This is a genomic window from Citricoccus zhacaiensis, from assembly GCF_014645315.1.
In the GTDB taxonomy this organism is placed as follows: Bacteria; Actinomycetota; Actinomycetes; order Actinomycetales; family Micrococcaceae; genus Citricoccus; species Citricoccus zhacaiensis.
Genome location: NZ_BMLQ01000005.1, coordinates 70,476 through 86,400, shown reverse-complemented (window position 1 = coordinate 86,400; position 15,925 = coordinate 70,476). Strand labels below are relative to the sequence as shown.

Here is a 15,925-nt window from a genome sequence, read left to right as displayed (position 1 = left end):
GACTGAACGAACTCGTGGGGGTCGAACGCCGGAGCCGTCACACGCAATGGCCTACCGGGTATGCACACTCAGTATGCATACCCGGTAGGTCCGACGGCAAGTAGGAGAATCAGCCGCGCAGTTTGGCTCGCACCGCATCCACCTCGGCGGGCGTCACGCCGTGGGCGGTCAGGAGATCAGCCACGGCATCAGCATCGGGCAGCGAGGAGGCGAACTCCTCCAAGGCCTCGATCCGGCCGGAGAGGAACGCGTCGAGCTCCGTACCGTCGAGGTGCCGCTCGTGGGGATGGGGCACGGGGCTGATGCGGTGCCATTCGTTGATGCCGCGAGCGCCGGCATCGTACTGGGGTCCGACCAGGTCCCGGCGGCCGGCGAGCAACAGCAGCAGGGTGACCACCAGACCGGTCCGGTCCCGTCCGGCCGAGCAGTGCAACACCACCGAGCCGGGCGCGGCGGCGATGGCCGTGAACACGGCGGCCACACGGTCCGGGAAGTACCGGAGCGTGGCCGGATAGTACTGCGGATGGTTGGGATAGGGCGCCCCGTCGGCCAGCGCGGGGGCCAGATAGTCCTCATAACCGTCATGCGTGTGATCCTCCACGGGGCGGTGCAGGATCTCGATGCCGGCATGGGCCTCCTCGGACACCTCGGGATCGGTGGGGCGGCGCTGGCGCTCGGGTGCGCCGCGGAGATCGATCACCGTACTCACGCCGTCCCGGCGCAGTTGCTGCCACCCGTGATCCGTCAGCCATTCCTGCCGTCCCATCCGGTAGATCCCGCCCAGGACACGGCGGGCGTTGACGGCCCCCTCCCAGGTCACGGGGCCCGTGACATCCTCGCTCATGCATCCCACTGTGCCACTCTCGGCCACTTTTGCCGCCCCCGGTGCCGGCCGTGATGCACCTCACTCAGATTTGACCTACCCCCGACCGACTCGGCTACGGTCGATTGTCTGCAATCCCAGGTGGGCTTCCGGGTCAGCATTCCGGGGCCGTCCTCACCGGACTCGACTCCGGCGCCCCTGGTCCTCCCTCCCCGGGAGAGACCGGGCCTCACGCCCGATCGGCCCTGGAACACCCCTGGCGGGGTGAACCGCACCAGGAAGATCACCTGTGTCTGAAACAGAGTCCCATCCCTCGGTAGTTCTCCCCTCTGGCTCACCCCAGACGGCCCTGCAGTCCGGGCAGCCCCGGCGGCGCAACCGCTTCTCCAGGCCGACCCGTCCACCGCGGAAGAGGATCCCGGCCGCCGCCATCCGCAAGGCCACGGCCGCCTCGGCCCTCGGCAACGCGACGGAGTGGTACGACTACGGCGTCTACGCGGTGGCCACCGCCTACATCACGCAGAACTTCTTCCCGGGCGAGGGCGGCATGCTGCTGACTCTGGCGACGTTTGCGATCTCCTTCCTGGTCCGCCCGATCGGCGGCCTCGTCTGGGGTCCGCTGGGCGACAGGATCGGCCGCAAGGGCATCCTCGCGTTGACCATCCTGATGATGTCCGGTGCCACGTTCCTCATCGGCGTGCTGCCGACGTTCGAACAGGTCGGCGTCTTGGCCCCGGTCCTGCTGATCGTGCTGCGCATGGTCCAGGGCTTCTCCACCGGCGGCGAGTACGGCGGTGCGGCCACCTATATGTCCGAGTATGCCCCGGACCGCCGCCGCGGCTTCCTCGGCTCGTTCCTGGAGTTCGGCACCCTGGGCGGCTTCGCCCTGGGCACGGCGATCATGCTGCTGCTGGAGCTCCTCCTCTCCCCCGAGCAGATGTCCTCCTGGGGCTGGCGCCTGCCCTTCCTGCTGGCCGCCCCCATGGGCCTGATCGGCTTCTACCTGCGCTCCAAGCTGGATGACACCCCGGTCTACGAGGAGATGAACGGCTCGGCTTCCGGGCACACCGAGAACACCGCGCACGACGCCGGTGCCCCGGCCGACGCCCCCACCGCATCGGCCGCTTCGGCCGCCTCGGCCGGCCTAGCCACCGCGGACGGCACCCCGGCGAGCGAGACTCCAGCGCCGCCGTCGTTGCCGGCGCTGTTCCGCGAGCACTGGAAGCCGATGCTGGTGATGACCGGGCTGGTGATCTCGGTGAACGTGGTCAACTACACGCTGTTGTCCTACATGCCGACCTATCTGGAGCAGCAGATCGGCCTGCCGGCCGCGGCCGGGCTGATGGTCATCCTCATCGGCGAGATCGCCATGATGGCGCTGATGCCGTGGGCCGGCGGCCTCTCGGACCAGCACGGGCGCAAGCCGTCCTGGTTCTTCTCCCTGGGCGGGCTGATCCTGCTGGCCATCCCGATGTTCATGCTGATGGGCATGAACTTCGGACTGGCGATCCTCGGCTTCGCTGTGCTGGGCCTGCTGTACATCCCGCAGCTGTCCACGATCACCGCGACGTTCCCGGCCATGTTCCCCACCCAGGCCCGGTTCTCCGGCTTCGCGATCACCTACAACATCGCCACATCCCTCTTCGGCGGCACCGCCGCCCTGGTGAACGAGTGGGGCATCGGCGTGACGGGCGATGTGCAGTTCCCGGCGTACTACATGATGGCCGCCTGCGCGGTGGGCTTGGTCTGCGCCTGGTTCATGCGGGAGACCGCCGGTGCCTCCCTGCGCGGCTCCGAGGTCCCCGGTTCCATCGGTTCCGCCGTGGTCCCCGGTTCCCCGGCCGAGACGGCCCTCGAGGAGGGGCGCCAGCCCGAGCAGCGGACCATGGACGAGGAGCAGATGCTCACCCTGGCCGCCGAGGCCCGCGAGGCCGCCGCCACCGGCGCCGGCGGCGTGGCCATGCAGACGGACGGAACCGGTGCCGGAGTCGCTGGGGCCGACACAGCCGGGGACCCCGAGGACGGCGCCCGGGCTGGTGCGCCCGTTACCTGACGCTGGGTCAGGGATCCGTTGAGTCTGGACCTTTTCACGCGGAGACCCCCGTCTCGCGTGAAAAGGTCCAGACTCATGTGCGAGGTCCGGCTGCCTCCGTCTGGCTAGACTCGGCCGGGTGAACGGACAGCAGACGCCCCAGACCCCGACCGATCCCACCTCCGCAGCTGCTCTGCCGGAGAAGGTGTCGGACCTCTTCGACCCGCAGCACTGGCGGGTGGTGAACGGCTTCGACTTCGAGGATCTCACCTACCACCGCCAGGTGGAGCGGGACGCCTCCGGGGCGATCGTGCGGGACCTGCCGACCGTCCGCATCGCCTTCGACCGCCCGGAGGTCCGCAACGCGTTCCGTCCCGGCACCGTGGACGAGCTCTACCGGGCGCTGGACCACGCCCGCATGACCACGGACGTCGGCTGCATCCTGCTCACCGGCAACGGCCCCTCCCCCAAGGACGGCGGCCATTCGTTCTGCTCCGGCGGCGATCAGCGCATCCGCGGCCGGGACGGCTACCGCTACGCCGAGGGGGACACCGCCGAGACCGTGGACCCGGCCCGCGCCGGCCGCCTGCATATCCTCGAGGTCCAGCGGCTCATGCGGACCACGCCCAAGCCGGTCATCGCCGTCGTCAACGGCTGGGCGGCCGGCGGCGGGCACTCCCTGCACGTGGTGGCCGACCTGACGATCGCCTCACGGCAGCACGGGAAGTTCAAGCAGACCGACGCCACGGTGGGTTCCTTCGACGCCGGCTACGGCTCCGAGCTGCTGGCCCGCCACGCCGGCCAGAAGAATGCCCGGGCCATCTTCTTCCTTGGCCGCGAGTACTCCGCCGAGCAGATGGTGCAGATGGGCGCAGTCAACGAAGCGGTGGACCACGAGCGCCTCGAGGAGGTGGCCCTCGAGTACGCCGCGGACATCAACCGCCAGTCCCCCCAGGCCATCCGGATGCTCAAGTTCGCCTTCAACATGGCGGACGACGGCATGGCCGGTCAGCAGGTCTTCGCCGGCGAGGCCACCCGCATGGGCTACATGACGGACGAGGCCGTGGAGGGCCGGGACGCGTTCCTGCAGAAGCGGGACCCGGACTGGTCCAACTTTCCGTACTACTTCTGAGCGGCCGAGCGTCTCAAAGTGCGTTCCGTACGTGCGTTTAAGGATCCGTCAGATCCGTCCAACATCACCCCGCATGCCGTCGGACCCGAAATTCAAGGCCCTTCCTGACCGCCGCCCACTCGGCCGCAACCACAGAGTAGACGGCAGTGTCGCGAACATAGCCGTCGCGCTGGGCCTGTTGGCGGAGTACTCCGTCGAGCTTGGCGCCCAGCCGCTCGATGGCGCCGCGGGATGGGTTGTTCATCCAGTCGGTCCGGAACTCGACGGCGGCCACTCCCCACACGTCGAAGGCCTGTGTCATCATCAAGAGCTTTGACTCGGCGTTGGTCCCCGTGCCCGAGACGGAAGCGGCATTCCAGGTGGCTCCGATTTCCAGACGGGGAATGTTGTGGTCCACGTTCAGGAACGTCGTCATGCCGATGAGAACACCGTCGGACAGCCGCCGCGTCGCATAGGGAACCATCATGCCGGTCTCCTGCAAGCCCAGCCTCCGGTCGATCTCTGCCGCCATGCCCTCCGGAGTGGGAACATTCGTGTACCACAGCTCCCATTGCCGCCCGTCTGACACAGCCGTGCGCAAGCCCCGCGCATGGTCCACTGTCAGGGGTTCAAGGCCAACGAGTCGGCCGGTCATCGCAACCGGGCCTATGGTGCGGCTGGGCGTGATCATGGACCGATCCTAGTGTGGTGCCCCATGCCCTCGGGGTTACACCGCGCCGCCACTGGCTAGACTCGATCCGTGCCTGTGACCCCTGCCGACCTCGACCGCGCCCAGCGTGCGCTGACCGCCGCCCTGGACGGCTCTGGGCCGCCGGTGGAGTTCACCGCGGACGGCCGGGTGCTCCCCCGCCCCGAGGCCACCGATCCGTCGCGCGGCGGTGCCAAGGGGACGGTCGCCGTCGTGCGCACCTCCGGCTCCACCGGGACCCCCAAGCAGACCCTGCTCACGCGCGAGGCTCTGGCCGCCTCGGCCGCGGCGACCGCCAGGCGGATCGGCGGCGAGGGCCAGTGGCTGCTGGCCGTGGGCCTGCACTACGTGGCCGGACTGGCCGTGCTCTCCCGCTCCATCGCGGCCGGCACCACCCCAATCCCGATGGCCCCCGGCCCGTTCACACCGCAGTCCTTCGTGGAGGCCGTGGACAGGATGGAGCGCGGCACTGGTTTCCGCGCCGTGTCCCTCGTGCCCACCATGCTCTCCCGCCTCCTGGTGCCCGATGCCGGCCCCGGAGCCTCGAACCCTTCGGGCGCGGGCTTCGCCGGGGCCGCCGTGGACGCCCTGCGCACCTTCGACGCGATCCTCATCGGGGGTGCCCGCCTGCCGGACCGGGTCCGGGAGATCGCCGCGGAGGCCGACCTGCGGATCCACCTGACCTACGGCATGTCCGAGACCTGCGGGGGCTGCGTGTACGACGGCGTCCCCCTGGACGGCGTCACCGCCGACCTCGTCGGGGAGGACGTGCCGCGGCTTCGCCTGGCGGGCCCCATGGTCGCCGCCGGTTACCTCGACGACCCGGAGCGCACGGCCGCCCACTTCGGCGCCGGGTCCTTCCTGACCGAGGACACCGGCACCGTGGCCCCGCACCCGCGGCGTCCCGGGCAGCAGCTGCTCTCCGTGACCGGACGCGTGGATGATGTGATCAACACCGGCGGGGTCAAGGTCTCCGCCGCCCGGATCCAGCAGGTCCTGGAGTCCCTCCCCGGGGTCCACGCCGCCTTCGCCGGCGGGGTGCCCGACGACGAGTGGGGCCACCGCGTCTGTGCCGCCGTCGCACTGGCGCCGATACCTGCCCGGCCGGGGGCCGGCGTCGTGGGCCATCCCTTCAGCGAGGCCGCCGCCCGGGACGCGATCCGGGCCGAGCTGGGACCGGCCGCGGTCCCCAAGGACTGGCTGGTCCTCGATGAGCTGCCGCTGCTGCCAAATGGCAAGACCGATCGGCAGGCACTGCTGACCCGCTTCACCCCCACCCCCTGACGTTCCGGAAGGACCACCCCATGGCCACAGCCGCCCAGTGGATCGAGGGCGCTCGCCTGCGCACCCTGCCGATGGCGATCGCACCCGTGCTCATCGGCTCCGCCGCCGCCCACGCCCTGGGCGGCTTCCACCTGGGCCGGGCCCTGCTGGCGCTGCTGGTCGCCCTGGCCCTGCAGGTCGGGGTGAACTACTCCAACGACTACTCGGACGGCATCCGCGGCACCGACGACGAGCGCGTGGGACCGATGCGGCTGACCGGCTCGGGGGCGGCACCGGCCCGCACCGTCAAGGCCGCCGCGTTCGCCTGCTTCGGCCTCGGCGCCCTCGCCGGCCTGGCCCTGGTGGTCTGGGCCGGCACCTGGTGGCTGATCGCCGTCGGGGTGCTGGCCATCGCGGCCGCCTGGTACTACACGGGCGGCAAGAAGCCGTACGGGTACATGGGCCTGGGCGAGGTCTTCGTGTTCATCTTCTTCGGGCTGGTGGCGGTGCTCGGCACCACCTACACCCAGGCGCTGGCGCTGTCCGGGCCCGCCTGGGCGGGCGCGGTGGGCTGCGGGCTGGTCTCCACCGCGCTGCTGATGGCCAACAACGTCCGGGACATCCCTACCGACCGCGAGACCGGCAAGATGACGCTGGCGGCCCGGCTCGGGGACGCCCCCGCGCGCTGGTCCTACGTGGTGATGCTGGCCGTGGCCGTGGCGCTGCCGCTGTTCTTCACCGGGCAGCACCCCTGGCTGTGGCTCGTGCTGCTGACCGCCGCGGTGGCTGTGAAGCCCTCCCTCACGATGGTCCGGTCCACCGAGCGCCGGGAGCTCATCCCGGTGCTGAAGCTGACCGGGATCCTCGGCCTGGTCTACGCGGTGCTGTTCTCGGCCGGGTTGGTGCTGTAGCGGCTCAGGCTACTTGCCCTTCGGCTCCCACGGACCCGCATCGGAACCCGGCTCGAAGTACCGGCCCTCGGTGTAGGAGTCCTCGGCGTCCGCATCAGCCTGCTCGGACTTGAACTGCTCCCGCTTCCCCCGGCCCTCCCAGGCGCTGGCCACGTCACTGCCGGCGCCGGTGCGCAGGTCGTTGAAGAAGAGGTAGCCCGCGGCCAGCGCGATGACGGCCGCCGCGATGGTGGAGAAGATCCATCCGAGTCCGAGCAGCATGCAGGCGCCCCAGACCACGAAGAAGACGGCCAGGCGGATCACGGCATACTTGAAAACTCGCACCACGGCAGTCTACCGGGATCAGCAGGCGCACGATCGGCGCGCAGTCAGCCGGTTTAGCTGTGCCGGCACCGGTCCGTAGACTGGAGCCATGCCCCGCTTCCTCATCCCCCTCGGCATCGTCGCCGCCGGCCTCATCATCTATTCGCTGATCGAGTGCCTGATGACCCCGCGGCACCAGGTGCGGGCCATGCCGAAGGCCGTGTGGATCCTGATCATCGTGCTGGTCCCGCTGGTGGGTGCGCTGCTGTGGCTCTTCCTGGGCCGGCGTCGTGGGTCCTCGAGCGGCGGTGGCACCGCCGGCGGCCCGGCCCGTCCCCAGCGCCCGCAATCCCCTGACGACGATGCGGCCTTCCTGCGCCAGCTCGACGTCCAGCGCAAGCAGGCCGCACGCCAGGCCGAACTGGACCGCCGCGAGGCCGAACTGAAGGCCCAGGAGAAGCGGGAGCCGAAGGACAACGGCACCGGCGAGTCCGGTGGGTCCAACACCCCCAAGCCCGACGGCGGCGCCGACCAGTCCTGACGCCCCGCCCCGGGTGCCCGGCACCGTGGCGTGAACCGGGGCGTGAACCGCGATGGGGAGTTGTCCCCATCGCCGTGTCCCGTCATCGGTGTGAGGCTGAGGATCGTGGCACACGACATCCAGCCCGAGGGCATCCACTCCACCCTGGTCCGGGTGGCCGGAGACGGACAGATCCTGGACACGGCCGCCGTGACGGCCCGCTCGGCCGGGGATGACCTCTCCGGCGCCTTCGGCACGGCATCCACCGCGCAGACGGCCTTCTCCGTGTTCTGGACAGAGTGCTCCGGCACCGGTGAGCGCCTCTCGAATCTGATCCTGCACCAGGCCTCCTGCGTGGCCGATGCCGCCGAGGCCTTCATCGAGTCCGACGGCACCATGAGTTCCGACGGCCGATCGGCCATGGGTTCCCTGGCGGACATCACCGCACCCGCGGACGAGGGGTGATCCGCAGACCATGACCCTTCCCACCTTGGGGACCTACCCGGCGGTCGAGTCCGCGTGGGACACGCTCAGCGATGCGGCCGCGGACCTGAAGGCGGAGTCGAAGAACGTCCAGGAGTCCATGGCGGATGCCCAGTCCTCCTGGCAGGGGCTCCGAACGTGGTACCGGCATGATGACACCGAGGAGGCGGTGTGGACCGGGCTGGCCCCGCTCGAACCCCATGCCGAGGACTGGGCCGCCGCGCTGGCGTCCGCCAAGGAGGCCGTTGACGACTTCGTCGCCACCGGCAGGCCGCTGCAGACCGAACGGGAGGCCCTGGACCAGGAAGAGCCTGGGCTGTCCTCGCGCCGCAGTGCCGCCCTGTCCTCGGACGATGAGGCCGAGGTGGAGGAGGTCCGGGCGGCCATCCTCGCCTTCAATGAGCGGGCCACCAGCCTGACGACCGATTGGGCCAACGCCCAGGAGACCTTCGAGGCGGCGATCGGGGCCATCTCCATCGGCACCACGGAGGGGCTTCCGATCGTCAGCGTCTCCCGGGACGCGGAGACCCTGGACTGGGCGGCCATGACCAGCGAGTTGGACTCGATGTTCGGTGAGCTTGATCCCCGGAGCATCTGGCGGGATCTACGGGGCCTGACCGAGGAGGAACTGCGGGATTGGCTCGAGGCCAACCCAGAGGCGGCGCGGGCTCTGGCGGAGAACGAACTGCCCGGGAACCCGATCCCCGGTTCGGCCGAGGAGACCATGATCGAGGCCATGGCGGATGATGCGCAGCTCAGCGAGGACGGCATCGCCGGCATCCGCGTGGCCTGGCTGGGCCTGGAGGACCACGAACGCGAGCGCCTGATGCTGTTGTTCCCGGGCGTCATCGGCAACCTCAACGGCATCCCGCTGACCACGCGTGGGCGGACCAACCAGGTCACCGTGGCCGGACTGCGGGAACAGACACGGGAGCGGCTGGACGCGCACAACGGGGACAGGCCCAGCAACGGTCCCGGAGCAGCCAGCGACCGCCTGGAGTGGGAAGCCGAACAGGCCCGGCTCGGGACCGTGCTCGATGGCCTGGACCAGGCCTGGGCCGCCTACGCCCTCGACCCCCATCCCACCGACCCCGACGCGGCCGCCGGCTACACGACCCTCTTCGTCTCCACCGACGGCGCCGGCCAGATCGCCACCATGCGCGGGGAGCCCTCGACCAGGACCACGAGCCTCGCGGTTCTCGTCCCCGGGACGGGCACGACCATGGCCAGCGTGGAGGGCCACAACACCAGCCTCCGGAACATCGACGGGAACGACCCCGTCGGAACCGTCTCGATCTATTGGCAGGGTGCGGACCTGCCCCAGTCCCTCATCCGGGACAATGCCACCGCGCACTACAACGAGGCCGGTGCCCCTCTCCTGGCGGCCTTCGACATGTCCACCGACCTGGACTTCCCTGCGGATGTCCGCAGCACCTATGTGGGCCATAGTGCCGGAGGCTCGATGCTGGGCACCGCTGAGCGGGAGGGCCTGGACTCGACGAACATCGTCTACGTGGCTCCGGCAGGACAGGGCAACAATGTCGGTTCACCGCAGGACACCGCCAATCCGGACGCCCATCGCTATTGGATCCAAACCAATCAGGACCCCATCTCCCTGGCCCAGGGACTCGGCGGAGGTGCCCACGGACGGTCCTGGTGGGAAGGATCGGACATCGACGGCCACATGGGCGCCATCCGCCTCGAGTCCGGCTTTCTGCGCGACGGCACCGACACCATCATGGGCGAGGGCGACGGCCTGACCGGCGGCCACTCCAGTTACTTCGACCGGGGCTCGGACAGCGCCCTGAACCTCTCCGGGGTCATCCAGGGAACCGAGGTGTCGCTCTACCTCGAACCGGTCTACCACCATGGCTACGGGGGATCCGGCTACTTTGAATACCCCTTGGCCACCGACCGCGACCGGTACTACGCGGACGGCCTGCCGACCACACCGGTCTCCGACCTGGAAGACTGAGGCCATGAGGCCGAATCGACCACGTACTCTGGCGGCGGCCGGTGCCCTCGCCCTCGCCGCCCTGACCCTCGGAGGATGCATGAACACGCCAGGAACGGGCGACTCTGATGCTGAACGGACGTCGACGGCCCGGGGAGCTCTGATCGAGGAGCTCATGCCCGGGCTGGTGCGGGCCGCCGGCTGGGACACCTTGAGCAATCTGCGTGAACGCAGTTGCACTGACTCGCCGGACCCGGAGCGGGCCGCCGCCTCGACTCGATGGTTTGCCAGCTCAGGCCGAGGCGACGTCAGGCGGGCGGAGGCCGAGTCTGTCACGGAGGCCGTGCGGGAGCATGCGGAGTCCACGGGGTGGACTCCCCACGAATCGACGGGTGGTCCGCGTCTGCTTTACGCGGCCTCCCGGGATGACCTGACCCTGGTGGTCCGCTACGCGACCACCGCGGATGAGGGCCCGCTCAGCGTGGAGATCTCGACGCCGTGCCTGGACATGCCCTCAGGGCACACCATGACCCGATCCGAACTCGATCCCCGATACGGGTCCTCGGACCCGATGTACCCCAACGACGACCGCTCCGAATTCACGAACGAACAGGTCAAGCAGCTCCCGGAGCCGGAGCCCCTGCCGGAGTGACCTCTACTCCGGGATGCCCGCGTAGGAGTGCAGGCCCGGGAAGTAGGTGTTGACGATGGTGAAGTTGAAGACCAGGCATGCGAAGCCGATGATCGAGAGCCAGGCGGCGCGGTCCCCGGTCCAACCGCGGGTGGCGCGGGCGTGCAGGTATCCGGCGTAGACCACCCAGATGACGAAGGTCCACACCTCCTTGGTGTCCCAGCCCCAGTAGCGGCCCCAGGCGGCCTCCGCCCAGATGGCGCCGGCGATCAGGGTGAAGGTCCACATCACGAAGCCCACGGCGTTGATGCGGTAGGACCAGTTCTCGAGGCTGAAGGCGGACGGGACCAGGCGCATGAAGGCGGGCTTGCCCTCGCCCCCGGTCCGCAGACGGGCCTCGCGGCGGTGCTGGAGCAGCTGCAGCACGCTCATCGCGCAGGTCAGGCCGAACAGGGCGGAGGCGAGCACGGCCACGGAGACGTGGATGACGATCCACGGAGACTGCAGTGCCGGCTGCAGGTGGGCGATCGGGGTCGGGAAGCCCATGGTGGCCGCGCACATCATCACCACGACCAGCCCGGAGACGAAGGTGCCCAGGAAGCGCAGGTCCTTGCGGATGAGGAACAGCAGGTAGACCGCGGCGACCAGCAGTGCGCCGGTGGTGCAGAACTCGTACATGTTGCCCCACGGGACCCTGTTGGCCGAGACACCGCGGGCGATCACGGCGAAGGCGTGCAGCAGCACGCTGATGACCATCAGGGCCACGGCCACGTTGGCGGCCGGCCGCCGCGTGGTGCCCAGGTACGCCATGTCTTCGTCCACGAGGTTCTGATCGGTGTTCCCCGCACCGGTCTTCTCCCCCGTACCCCCGCGGCCCGTGACGGTCGCGGAGGAGCCGGCTGCCGGCTCCTGGCCCACGACGCCGGCCCCCACCAGCTGCTCGCGGCGCTGCGCCGCTGCGGAGGCATCACCGGATGCCCCGGACTCGGCGGCCAGTTCGGCCTCGAGGATGCGGATCGTCTTCGACGAGGTCGCCATGTCGATGGCGAACACGATGAAGGCCGCGGCGTAGACCAGCGCAGCGATCAGCATGAACAGGTCGCTGTAGCTGGCCAGCTGCAGGTTGATGGACTGCATGGGTTACTCCGGTCGGTTCTCGGTGGCGCCGGTGGTCCCGGCGGTGGATGATGCTGTCTGGCGGTTGTCGGGATCGTCCTCCGGGGCGACCACCGGCCAGGCCTTCTCGAACTGGCGGCGCAAGGAGACGTTCTCCTCGCGCAGCCCGAAGTCCTCGCCGCGGGCGAGCAGGCCGTACTCCACCATGGTGGACCCGTCAGGGCCGGTGGCGCTACGGACCCAGACACGGCGGCGGCGCACGAACAGGCTCACGCCCAGGGACACCAGGGCCAGGACGGCGAAGAAGCCGACGCCCCACTTGCCCGGATCGTGGTGGATGTCCAGGCCGACGTACCGCTGGACGCCGTCGAAGCTGATGGAGCCCTTGCCCTCCGGCAGGTCGTAGGACTCCCCCGGGCTCAGCGTGATGCCGCCGGACTCGAGGTCCCGGTTGTTCAGCTCGGTGAGGTTGTCCGTGTCCAGCACGTACACGTTCTGCGGCTCGCCGTCATCCAGGCCGAGGTCACCGTAGTACGAGTTCAGGTTCAGCTCGGGCTCGTACAGCTCCGGGTCGATCGAGACGGCCACGCCGTCCTCCCCGGTGTAGGCCGTCGGCAGGAAGAAGCCGACGAAACCCAGCTGCTCCGGTTGAGCATCCGGGGCCTTGATGACCATCAACGAGGTGTAGAGCTGATCCTGGACCTGCGCGACGACGGGTCCCTGGAACGCGATGTCCCCATTGCCGTCCCGGACGGTGACCTCCGGGGCGTAGCCGTTGCCGACGAGGTAGACGCGGGTGCCGCCGATGTCGAACGGGTGGTTGACCTTGAGGTCCTGCTGCGTCGCCTCGCCGTCGGTTCCCTCCTGGACCGTCATGTGCGCGGTGAAGTCCAGGGGCTGGCCGTAGTGGGTCTCCGACTCACGGTCGAACACGGCCTCGAAGCCGTCCAGGGTCATCGAGAACGGCTCCAGCCGGTCCTCGGAGAAGGCGCTGCCGGGAGTGAAGGAGTCATAGGCCACGAGGGTGTTGGCGAAGCCCTCCCCCTCCACGATGATCTTCTGCCCGGAGTAGCTCAGGAGGCCACCGACGGCCATGAAGGCCAGCACACCGATCAGGGACAGGTGAAAGAAGATGTTGCCGATCTCCCGCACATAGCCGCGCTCGGCACCCACGGAGGCGCCGCCGTCGGGCTCCTCCCGGATGTCGGTGCGGTAGCCGCGCTTCTTCAGGATCCGTGCGGCCTCGGCCACGGCGTCCCGGGGAGACGGTCCGGTGGACTCGAGGACCACCTTGCCGTACTCGGGCAGGCGGTTCAGCCGGCGTGGGGTCCGCGGCGGGGCGGAGCGCAGGTCCTTGGCGTGCTTGGCTGCGCGCGGCAGGACGCAGCCGATCAGGGAGACGAACAACAGGATGTAGATGGCGGAGAACCAGACGGACGAGTACACGTCGAACATCTGGAAGCGGTCCAGCCATTCACCCTGGACGGGGTTGTCCTCGAGGTACTGGTTGACGATCTCCGGACCGGCCGGGCGCTGCGGGAACAGGGAGCCGGGCACGGCGGCCACGGCTAGCAACAGCAGGAGCATCAGCGCGGTGCGCATGGAGGTCAGCTGCCGCCAGGCAAAGCGCAGGGAGTCCTTGAAGCCGAGCGCGGGGACGGCAACATCCCTGCGGTCTTCACGCTGGCGGTTCTTCCCGCCCGACTGGGCCTCCTCGGCCCGGGTGGCCCGCAGGTTGTCTTCTTGACTCAAATCGGCAGCCTCACTTCGTTGGCGAACCAGGTCTGCAGCTGGACGACCCAGGAGTTCCACAGCCCGGACACCATCAACGCGCCGAGCACGATCAGCAGCCCGCCACCGAAGCGCATCACGGCCACCCGGTGCCGGCGGAAGAAGGCCATGGCACCCATACCGCGGCGCAGGCCGAGGGCGATGAGCAGGAACGGCAGGCCCAGGCCCAGGCAGTAGATGAACGCCAGCAGCGCGCCCTTGCCGGGGTTGGTGGAGCCGGCGGTGGACATGGCGAGGACGGCGGCCATGGTCGGGCCGATGCAGGGCGCCCAGCCCAGGCCGAAGGTCACGCCGAGCACCGGGGCACCCCACAGCCCGGCCTTGGGCTGGAGGTGCAGGCGGCGGTCCTGCTGCAGCCGGTCGAGCCCGCCCATGAACACCACACCCAGGACCATCACCACCACGCCGAGCACTCGGGTCAGCCATTCCCCGTCACCCTGCAGCCAGATGGTGACCTGGGAGAACACGATGCCCACGAGCACGAACACCGCGGAGAAGCCCAGGACGAACAGGGCGATGCCGAGGAGCATGCGACCACGCTTCTGGTCCTGCAGGTCCGCGCCGGTCAGTCCGGTCACATAGCCCAGGTAGCCCGGCACGAGCGGCAGCACGCACGGCGAGAGGAAGGAGACGAGACCGGCCAGCAGGGCGATGGGCACGGCCAGCAGCATCGAGCCGTCCATGACGATCTCGGCAAAGGGATTGTTGACAGTGGTGGTGCCGGTGGCGGTGGCGATGGCGGCCTGCAGCATCGGGCGGCTCAGGCCTGCTCGTCGGCAGGGTCGGCCGGTTCATCGACAACGGTGGCGATCAACGTCTTGAGCGTGGAAAGCTCCGCGACCCCGAGGATGCGGGCCGAGACGCGGCCCTGGCGGTCCAGGACGATCGTGGTGGGCACGGCCTGCGGCGGGACATAGTCCGTCATGGCCAGCAACACCTGGCCGCCGCGGTCCTCCAGCGAGGGGTAGGTGATCCCGAAGTTCCGCTCGAAGGCCTCGGCGGTGCCGGCGGTGTCCCGCACGTTCACGCCTACGAACCGCACGCCCTGCGGCTCCCACTCCTCATGCAGGGACTGCAGGTCCGGGGCCTCCACACGGCACGGGGCGCAGGCCGCGTACCAGAAGTTCAGCACCACGGGTTCCCCGAGCCAGTCCGAAGAACGGACGGATTCACCGGAGAAGGCGGTGGATGCGAACTGCACGGGTTCGCCGCGGTCCTCGGCGGCGATCTCCAGCACGGAACCGTCACCGGCGATGTAGTTCTTGCCGTCCGCGTTCCCGGCCTGGGCGGCCAGCGGGTCCTCGGTGGAGCAGGCCGCCAGCAGCGGCAGGGCCGCCAGCCCGGCGAGCCCGGCCAGCACGTTCCGCCGGCTCGGGCCGGTCCCGGATCGGGGACCGGAGCCGTGGGCTGGTCGGTGCTGATGTGGAACGGTCATGGCAGCTCGGATACTCCAGTGGGGATTGGGCGTCCGTTGGATTCTACCGCCTGTAGTAGACGCGGGTGGAATCCGGCGTCTAGAGCAACGGGGATGGCCTGGGTGGCCGGGGGCGTATGGAGCGTGTCAGGCGCCCGGCAGGTTGGAGGCGTGGGCCAGCAGGGCGGCGTTGGGCTCCCGGTACTCCACCCGCGGGACGGACTGTCCCCGTTCGAAGTGCAGGGAGGTGACGGAGGTCAGGGTGCACTCGCGCTGGCGTGGATCGTGCCAGAGGGGCCTGCCCTCGGCCGAGAGCCGGGTGACCCAGATGGGCAGCTGGTGGGAGACGACGATCGCCTCGGCGCCCTCTCCCCCGAGTTCCACGGCCCGGTCACGCAGCTCGATGATGCCCTCGCTCATCCGGCTCACCTGGGATCGGTACGGCTCACCCCAGGACGGGCGCATCGGGTTGAGCAGGAAGGGCCAGTGTCGCGGCTTCCAGAGCTGCCTGGCCACCCGCGACCCGCCCTCGAAGTGGTTCGTGGCCTCGATGAACCGATCATCGATGCCCGGCTCCAGGGACAGGGCCTGGCCGATGGGGTCCGCCGTCTCCTGGGCGCGCTGCAGGGAGGAGGAGACGAGCAGGGCCGGGGTCCGCCCGGAGGCGCGAGCCTCACCGGCGAACCAGTCTCCGATGTCCGCCGCCATCCGGTGCCCGAGTTCCGAGAGGTGGTAGCCGGGGATTCGACCGTAGAGGACCCTGTCCGGGTTGTGGACTTCTCCATGGCGGACAAGGTGGACGGTCGCAGAAGGCATGCGTCCATACTGTCAGAATCGGGCGATAGCGTTGACCCAAGACCATTC

Annotated in this window: 16 protein-coding genes; 8 read left to right on the top strand and 8 right to left on the bottom strand. The window is 69.5% G+C overall.

Annotation, left to right across the window (positions count from 1 at the left end; all coding sequences use genetic code 11):
- Positions 1-109: 109 nt before the first annotated feature.
- Positions 110-844: a tyrosine-protein phosphatase gene (locus tag IEX49_RS09540; protein ID WP_188805944.1), complete on the bottom strand. Its 735-nt coding sequence runs from the start codon at positions 842-844 to the stop codon at positions 110-112.
- 268 nt (positions 845-1,112) lie between these two features.
- On the opposite strand from IEX49_RS09540, the gene IEX49_RS16825 reads away from it, so the two are divergent.
- Positions 1,113-2,876, top strand: a complete 1,764-nt coding sequence (locus IEX49_RS16825) for an MFS transporter (RefSeq protein ID WP_373286713.1) — start codon at positions 1,113-1,115, stop codon at positions 2,874-2,876.
- 118 nt (positions 2,877-2,994) lie between these two features.
- Entirely contained in the window at positions 2,995-3,987 is a 993-nt protein-coding gene (locus IEX49_RS09530) for a 1,4-dihydroxy-2-naphthoyl-CoA synthase (RefSeq protein ID WP_229672501.1), read from the top strand.
- A gap of 64 nt (positions 3,988-4,051) precedes the next feature.
- Here the strand turns inward: IEX49_RS09530 and IEX49_RS09525 are convergent, their stop codons facing one another.
- Positions 4,052-4,657, bottom strand: coding sequence for a GNAT family N-acetyltransferase (locus tag IEX49_RS09525; RefSeq protein ID WP_188805943.1), 606 nt, complete (start codon positions 4,655-4,657; stop codon positions 4,052-4,054).
- 69 nt (positions 4,658-4,726) lie between these two features.
- Between IEX49_RS09525 and IEX49_RS09520 the strand changes: the two genes are divergently transcribed.
- Positions 4,727-5,959, top strand: coding sequence for an AMP-binding protein (locus tag IEX49_RS09520; RefSeq protein ID WP_188805942.1), 1,233 nt, complete (start codon positions 4,727-4,729; stop codon positions 5,957-5,959).
- Between the two features lie 20 nt (positions 5,960-5,979).
- Positions 5,980-6,849 carry a 1,4-dihydroxy-2-naphthoate polyprenyltransferase gene (locus IEX49_RS09515; protein WP_188805941.1) on the top strand — a complete coding sequence of 290 codons (870 nt, stop codon included), beginning with the start codon at positions 5,980-5,982 and terminating at the stop codon, positions 6,847-6,849.
- A 9-nt stretch (positions 6,850-6,858) separates the two neighbouring features.
- Here IEX49_RS09515 and IEX49_RS09510 read toward each other — a convergent pair whose 3' ends face one another.
- The gene (locus IEX49_RS09510) at positions 6,859-7,173 is read right to left on the bottom strand and encodes a DUF4229 domain-containing protein (RefSeq protein WP_188805940.1); all 315 of its coding nucleotides are present in this window, start codon (positions 7,171-7,173) and stop codon (positions 6,859-6,861) included.
- A gap of 88 nt (positions 7,174-7,261) precedes the next feature.
- On the opposite strand from IEX49_RS09510, the gene IEX49_RS09505 reads away from it, so the two are divergent.
- The 4 genes from IEX49_RS09505 to IEX49_RS09490 all read left to right on the top strand — a co-directional run bounded on the left by IEX49_RS09505 (position 7,262) and on the right by IEX49_RS09490 (position 10,761).
- Entirely contained in the window at positions 7,262-7,693 is a 432-nt protein-coding gene (locus tag IEX49_RS09505; protein ID WP_188805939.1) for a PLD nuclease N-terminal domain-containing protein, read from the top strand.
- 105 nt (positions 7,694-7,798) lie between these two features.
- Positions 7,799-8,137 carry a hypothetical protein gene (locus IEX49_RS09500; RefSeq protein WP_188805938.1) on the top strand — a complete coding sequence of 113 codons (339 nt, stop codon included), beginning with the start codon at positions 7,799-7,801 and terminating at the stop codon, positions 8,135-8,137.
- Positions 8,138-8,147: 10 nt separating this feature from the next.
- Positions 8,148-10,130, top strand: coding sequence for an alpha/beta hydrolase (locus IEX49_RS09495; RefSeq protein WP_188805937.1), 1,983 nt, complete (start codon positions 8,148-8,150; stop codon positions 10,128-10,130).
- 4 nt (positions 10,131-10,134) lie between these two features.
- Positions 10,135-10,761 (top strand): hypothetical protein, encoded by a 627-nt coding sequence (locus IEX49_RS09490; RefSeq protein ID WP_188805936.1) that lies wholly within the window; start codon positions 10,135-10,137, stop codon positions 10,759-10,761.
- A 3-nt stretch (positions 10,762-10,764) separates the two neighbouring features.
- On the opposite strand, the gene ccsB is transcribed toward IEX49_RS09490, so the two are convergent.
- From ccsB to IEX49_RS09465, 5 genes are all read right to left on the bottom strand, one after another.
- Complete coding sequence (gene ccsB / locus IEX49_RS09485) at positions 10,765-11,877, bottom strand: c-type cytochrome biogenesis protein CcsB (protein WP_188805935.1); 1,113 nt, start codon at positions 11,875-11,877, stop codon at positions 10,765-10,767.
- A gap of 3 nt (positions 11,878-11,880) precedes the next feature.
- A complete protein-coding gene (resB, locus tag IEX49_RS09480) occupies positions 11,881-13,608 on the bottom strand; it encodes a cytochrome c biogenesis protein ResB (RefSeq protein ID WP_188805934.1) in 1,728 nt (575 codons plus the stop codon).
- Positions 13,605-14,399, bottom strand: coding sequence for a cytochrome c biogenesis CcdA family protein (locus IEX49_RS09475; protein WP_188805933.1), 795 nt, complete (start codon positions 14,397-14,399; stop codon positions 13,605-13,607). The genes resB and IEX49_RS09475 overlap by 4 nt, the downstream gene beginning before the upstream one ends.
- Before the next feature lie 8 nt (positions 14,400-14,407).
- Positions 14,408-15,082 carry a TlpA family protein disulfide reductase gene (locus tag IEX49_RS09470; protein ID WP_188805932.1) on the bottom strand — a complete coding sequence of 225 codons (675 nt, stop codon included), beginning with the start codon at positions 15,080-15,082 and terminating at the stop codon, positions 14,408-14,410.
- 126 nt (positions 15,083-15,208) lie between these two features.
- Positions 15,209-15,877 carry a histidine phosphatase family protein gene (locus IEX49_RS09465; protein ID WP_188805931.1) on the bottom strand — a complete coding sequence of 223 codons (669 nt, stop codon included), beginning with the start codon at positions 15,875-15,877 and terminating at the stop codon, positions 15,209-15,211.
- Positions 15,878-15,925 lie beyond the last annotated feature (48 nt).

Excerpts from the sequence above, each read along its gene's own strand:
- IEX49_RS09495 (WP_188805937.1), top strand. The coding sequence starts at position 8,148 with ATGACCCTTCCCACCTTGGGGACCTACCCGGCGGTCGAGTCCGCGTGG.
- IEX49_RS09465 (WP_188805931.1), bottom strand. The coding sequence starts at position 15,877 with ATGCCTTCTGCGACCGTCCACCTTGTCCGCCATGGAGAAGTCCACAAC.
- IEX49_RS09475 (WP_188805933.1), bottom strand. The coding sequence starts at position 14,399 with ATGCTGCAGGCCGCCATCGCCACCGCCACCGGCACCACCACTGTCAAC.
- IEX49_RS09525 (WP_188805943.1), bottom strand. The coding sequence starts at position 4,657 with ATGATCACGCCCAGCCGCACCATAGGCCCGGTTGCGATGACCGGCCGA.
- IEX49_RS09515 (WP_188805941.1), top strand. The coding sequence starts at position 5,980 with ATGGCCACAGCCGCCCAGTGGATCGAGGGCGCTCGCCTGCGCACCCTG.
- IEX49_RS09505 (WP_188805939.1), top strand. The coding sequence starts at position 7,262 with ATGCCCCGCTTCCTCATCCCCCTCGGCATCGTCGCCGCCGGCCTCATC.
- IEX49_RS09540 (WP_188805944.1), bottom strand. The coding sequence starts at position 844 with ATGAGCGAGGATGTCACGGGCCCCGTGACCTGGGAGGGGGCCGTCAAC.
- IEX49_RS09490 (WP_188805936.1), top strand. The coding sequence starts at position 10,135 with ATGAGGCCGAATCGACCACGTACTCTGGCGGCGGCCGGTGCCCTCGCC.
- ccsB (WP_188805935.1), bottom strand. The coding sequence starts at position 11,877 with ATGCAGTCCATCAACCTGCAGCTGGCCAGCTACAGCGACCTGTTCATG.
- IEX49_RS09470 (WP_188805932.1), bottom strand. The coding sequence starts at position 15,082 with ATGACCGTTCCACATCAGCACCGACCAGCCCACGGCTCCGGTCCCCGA.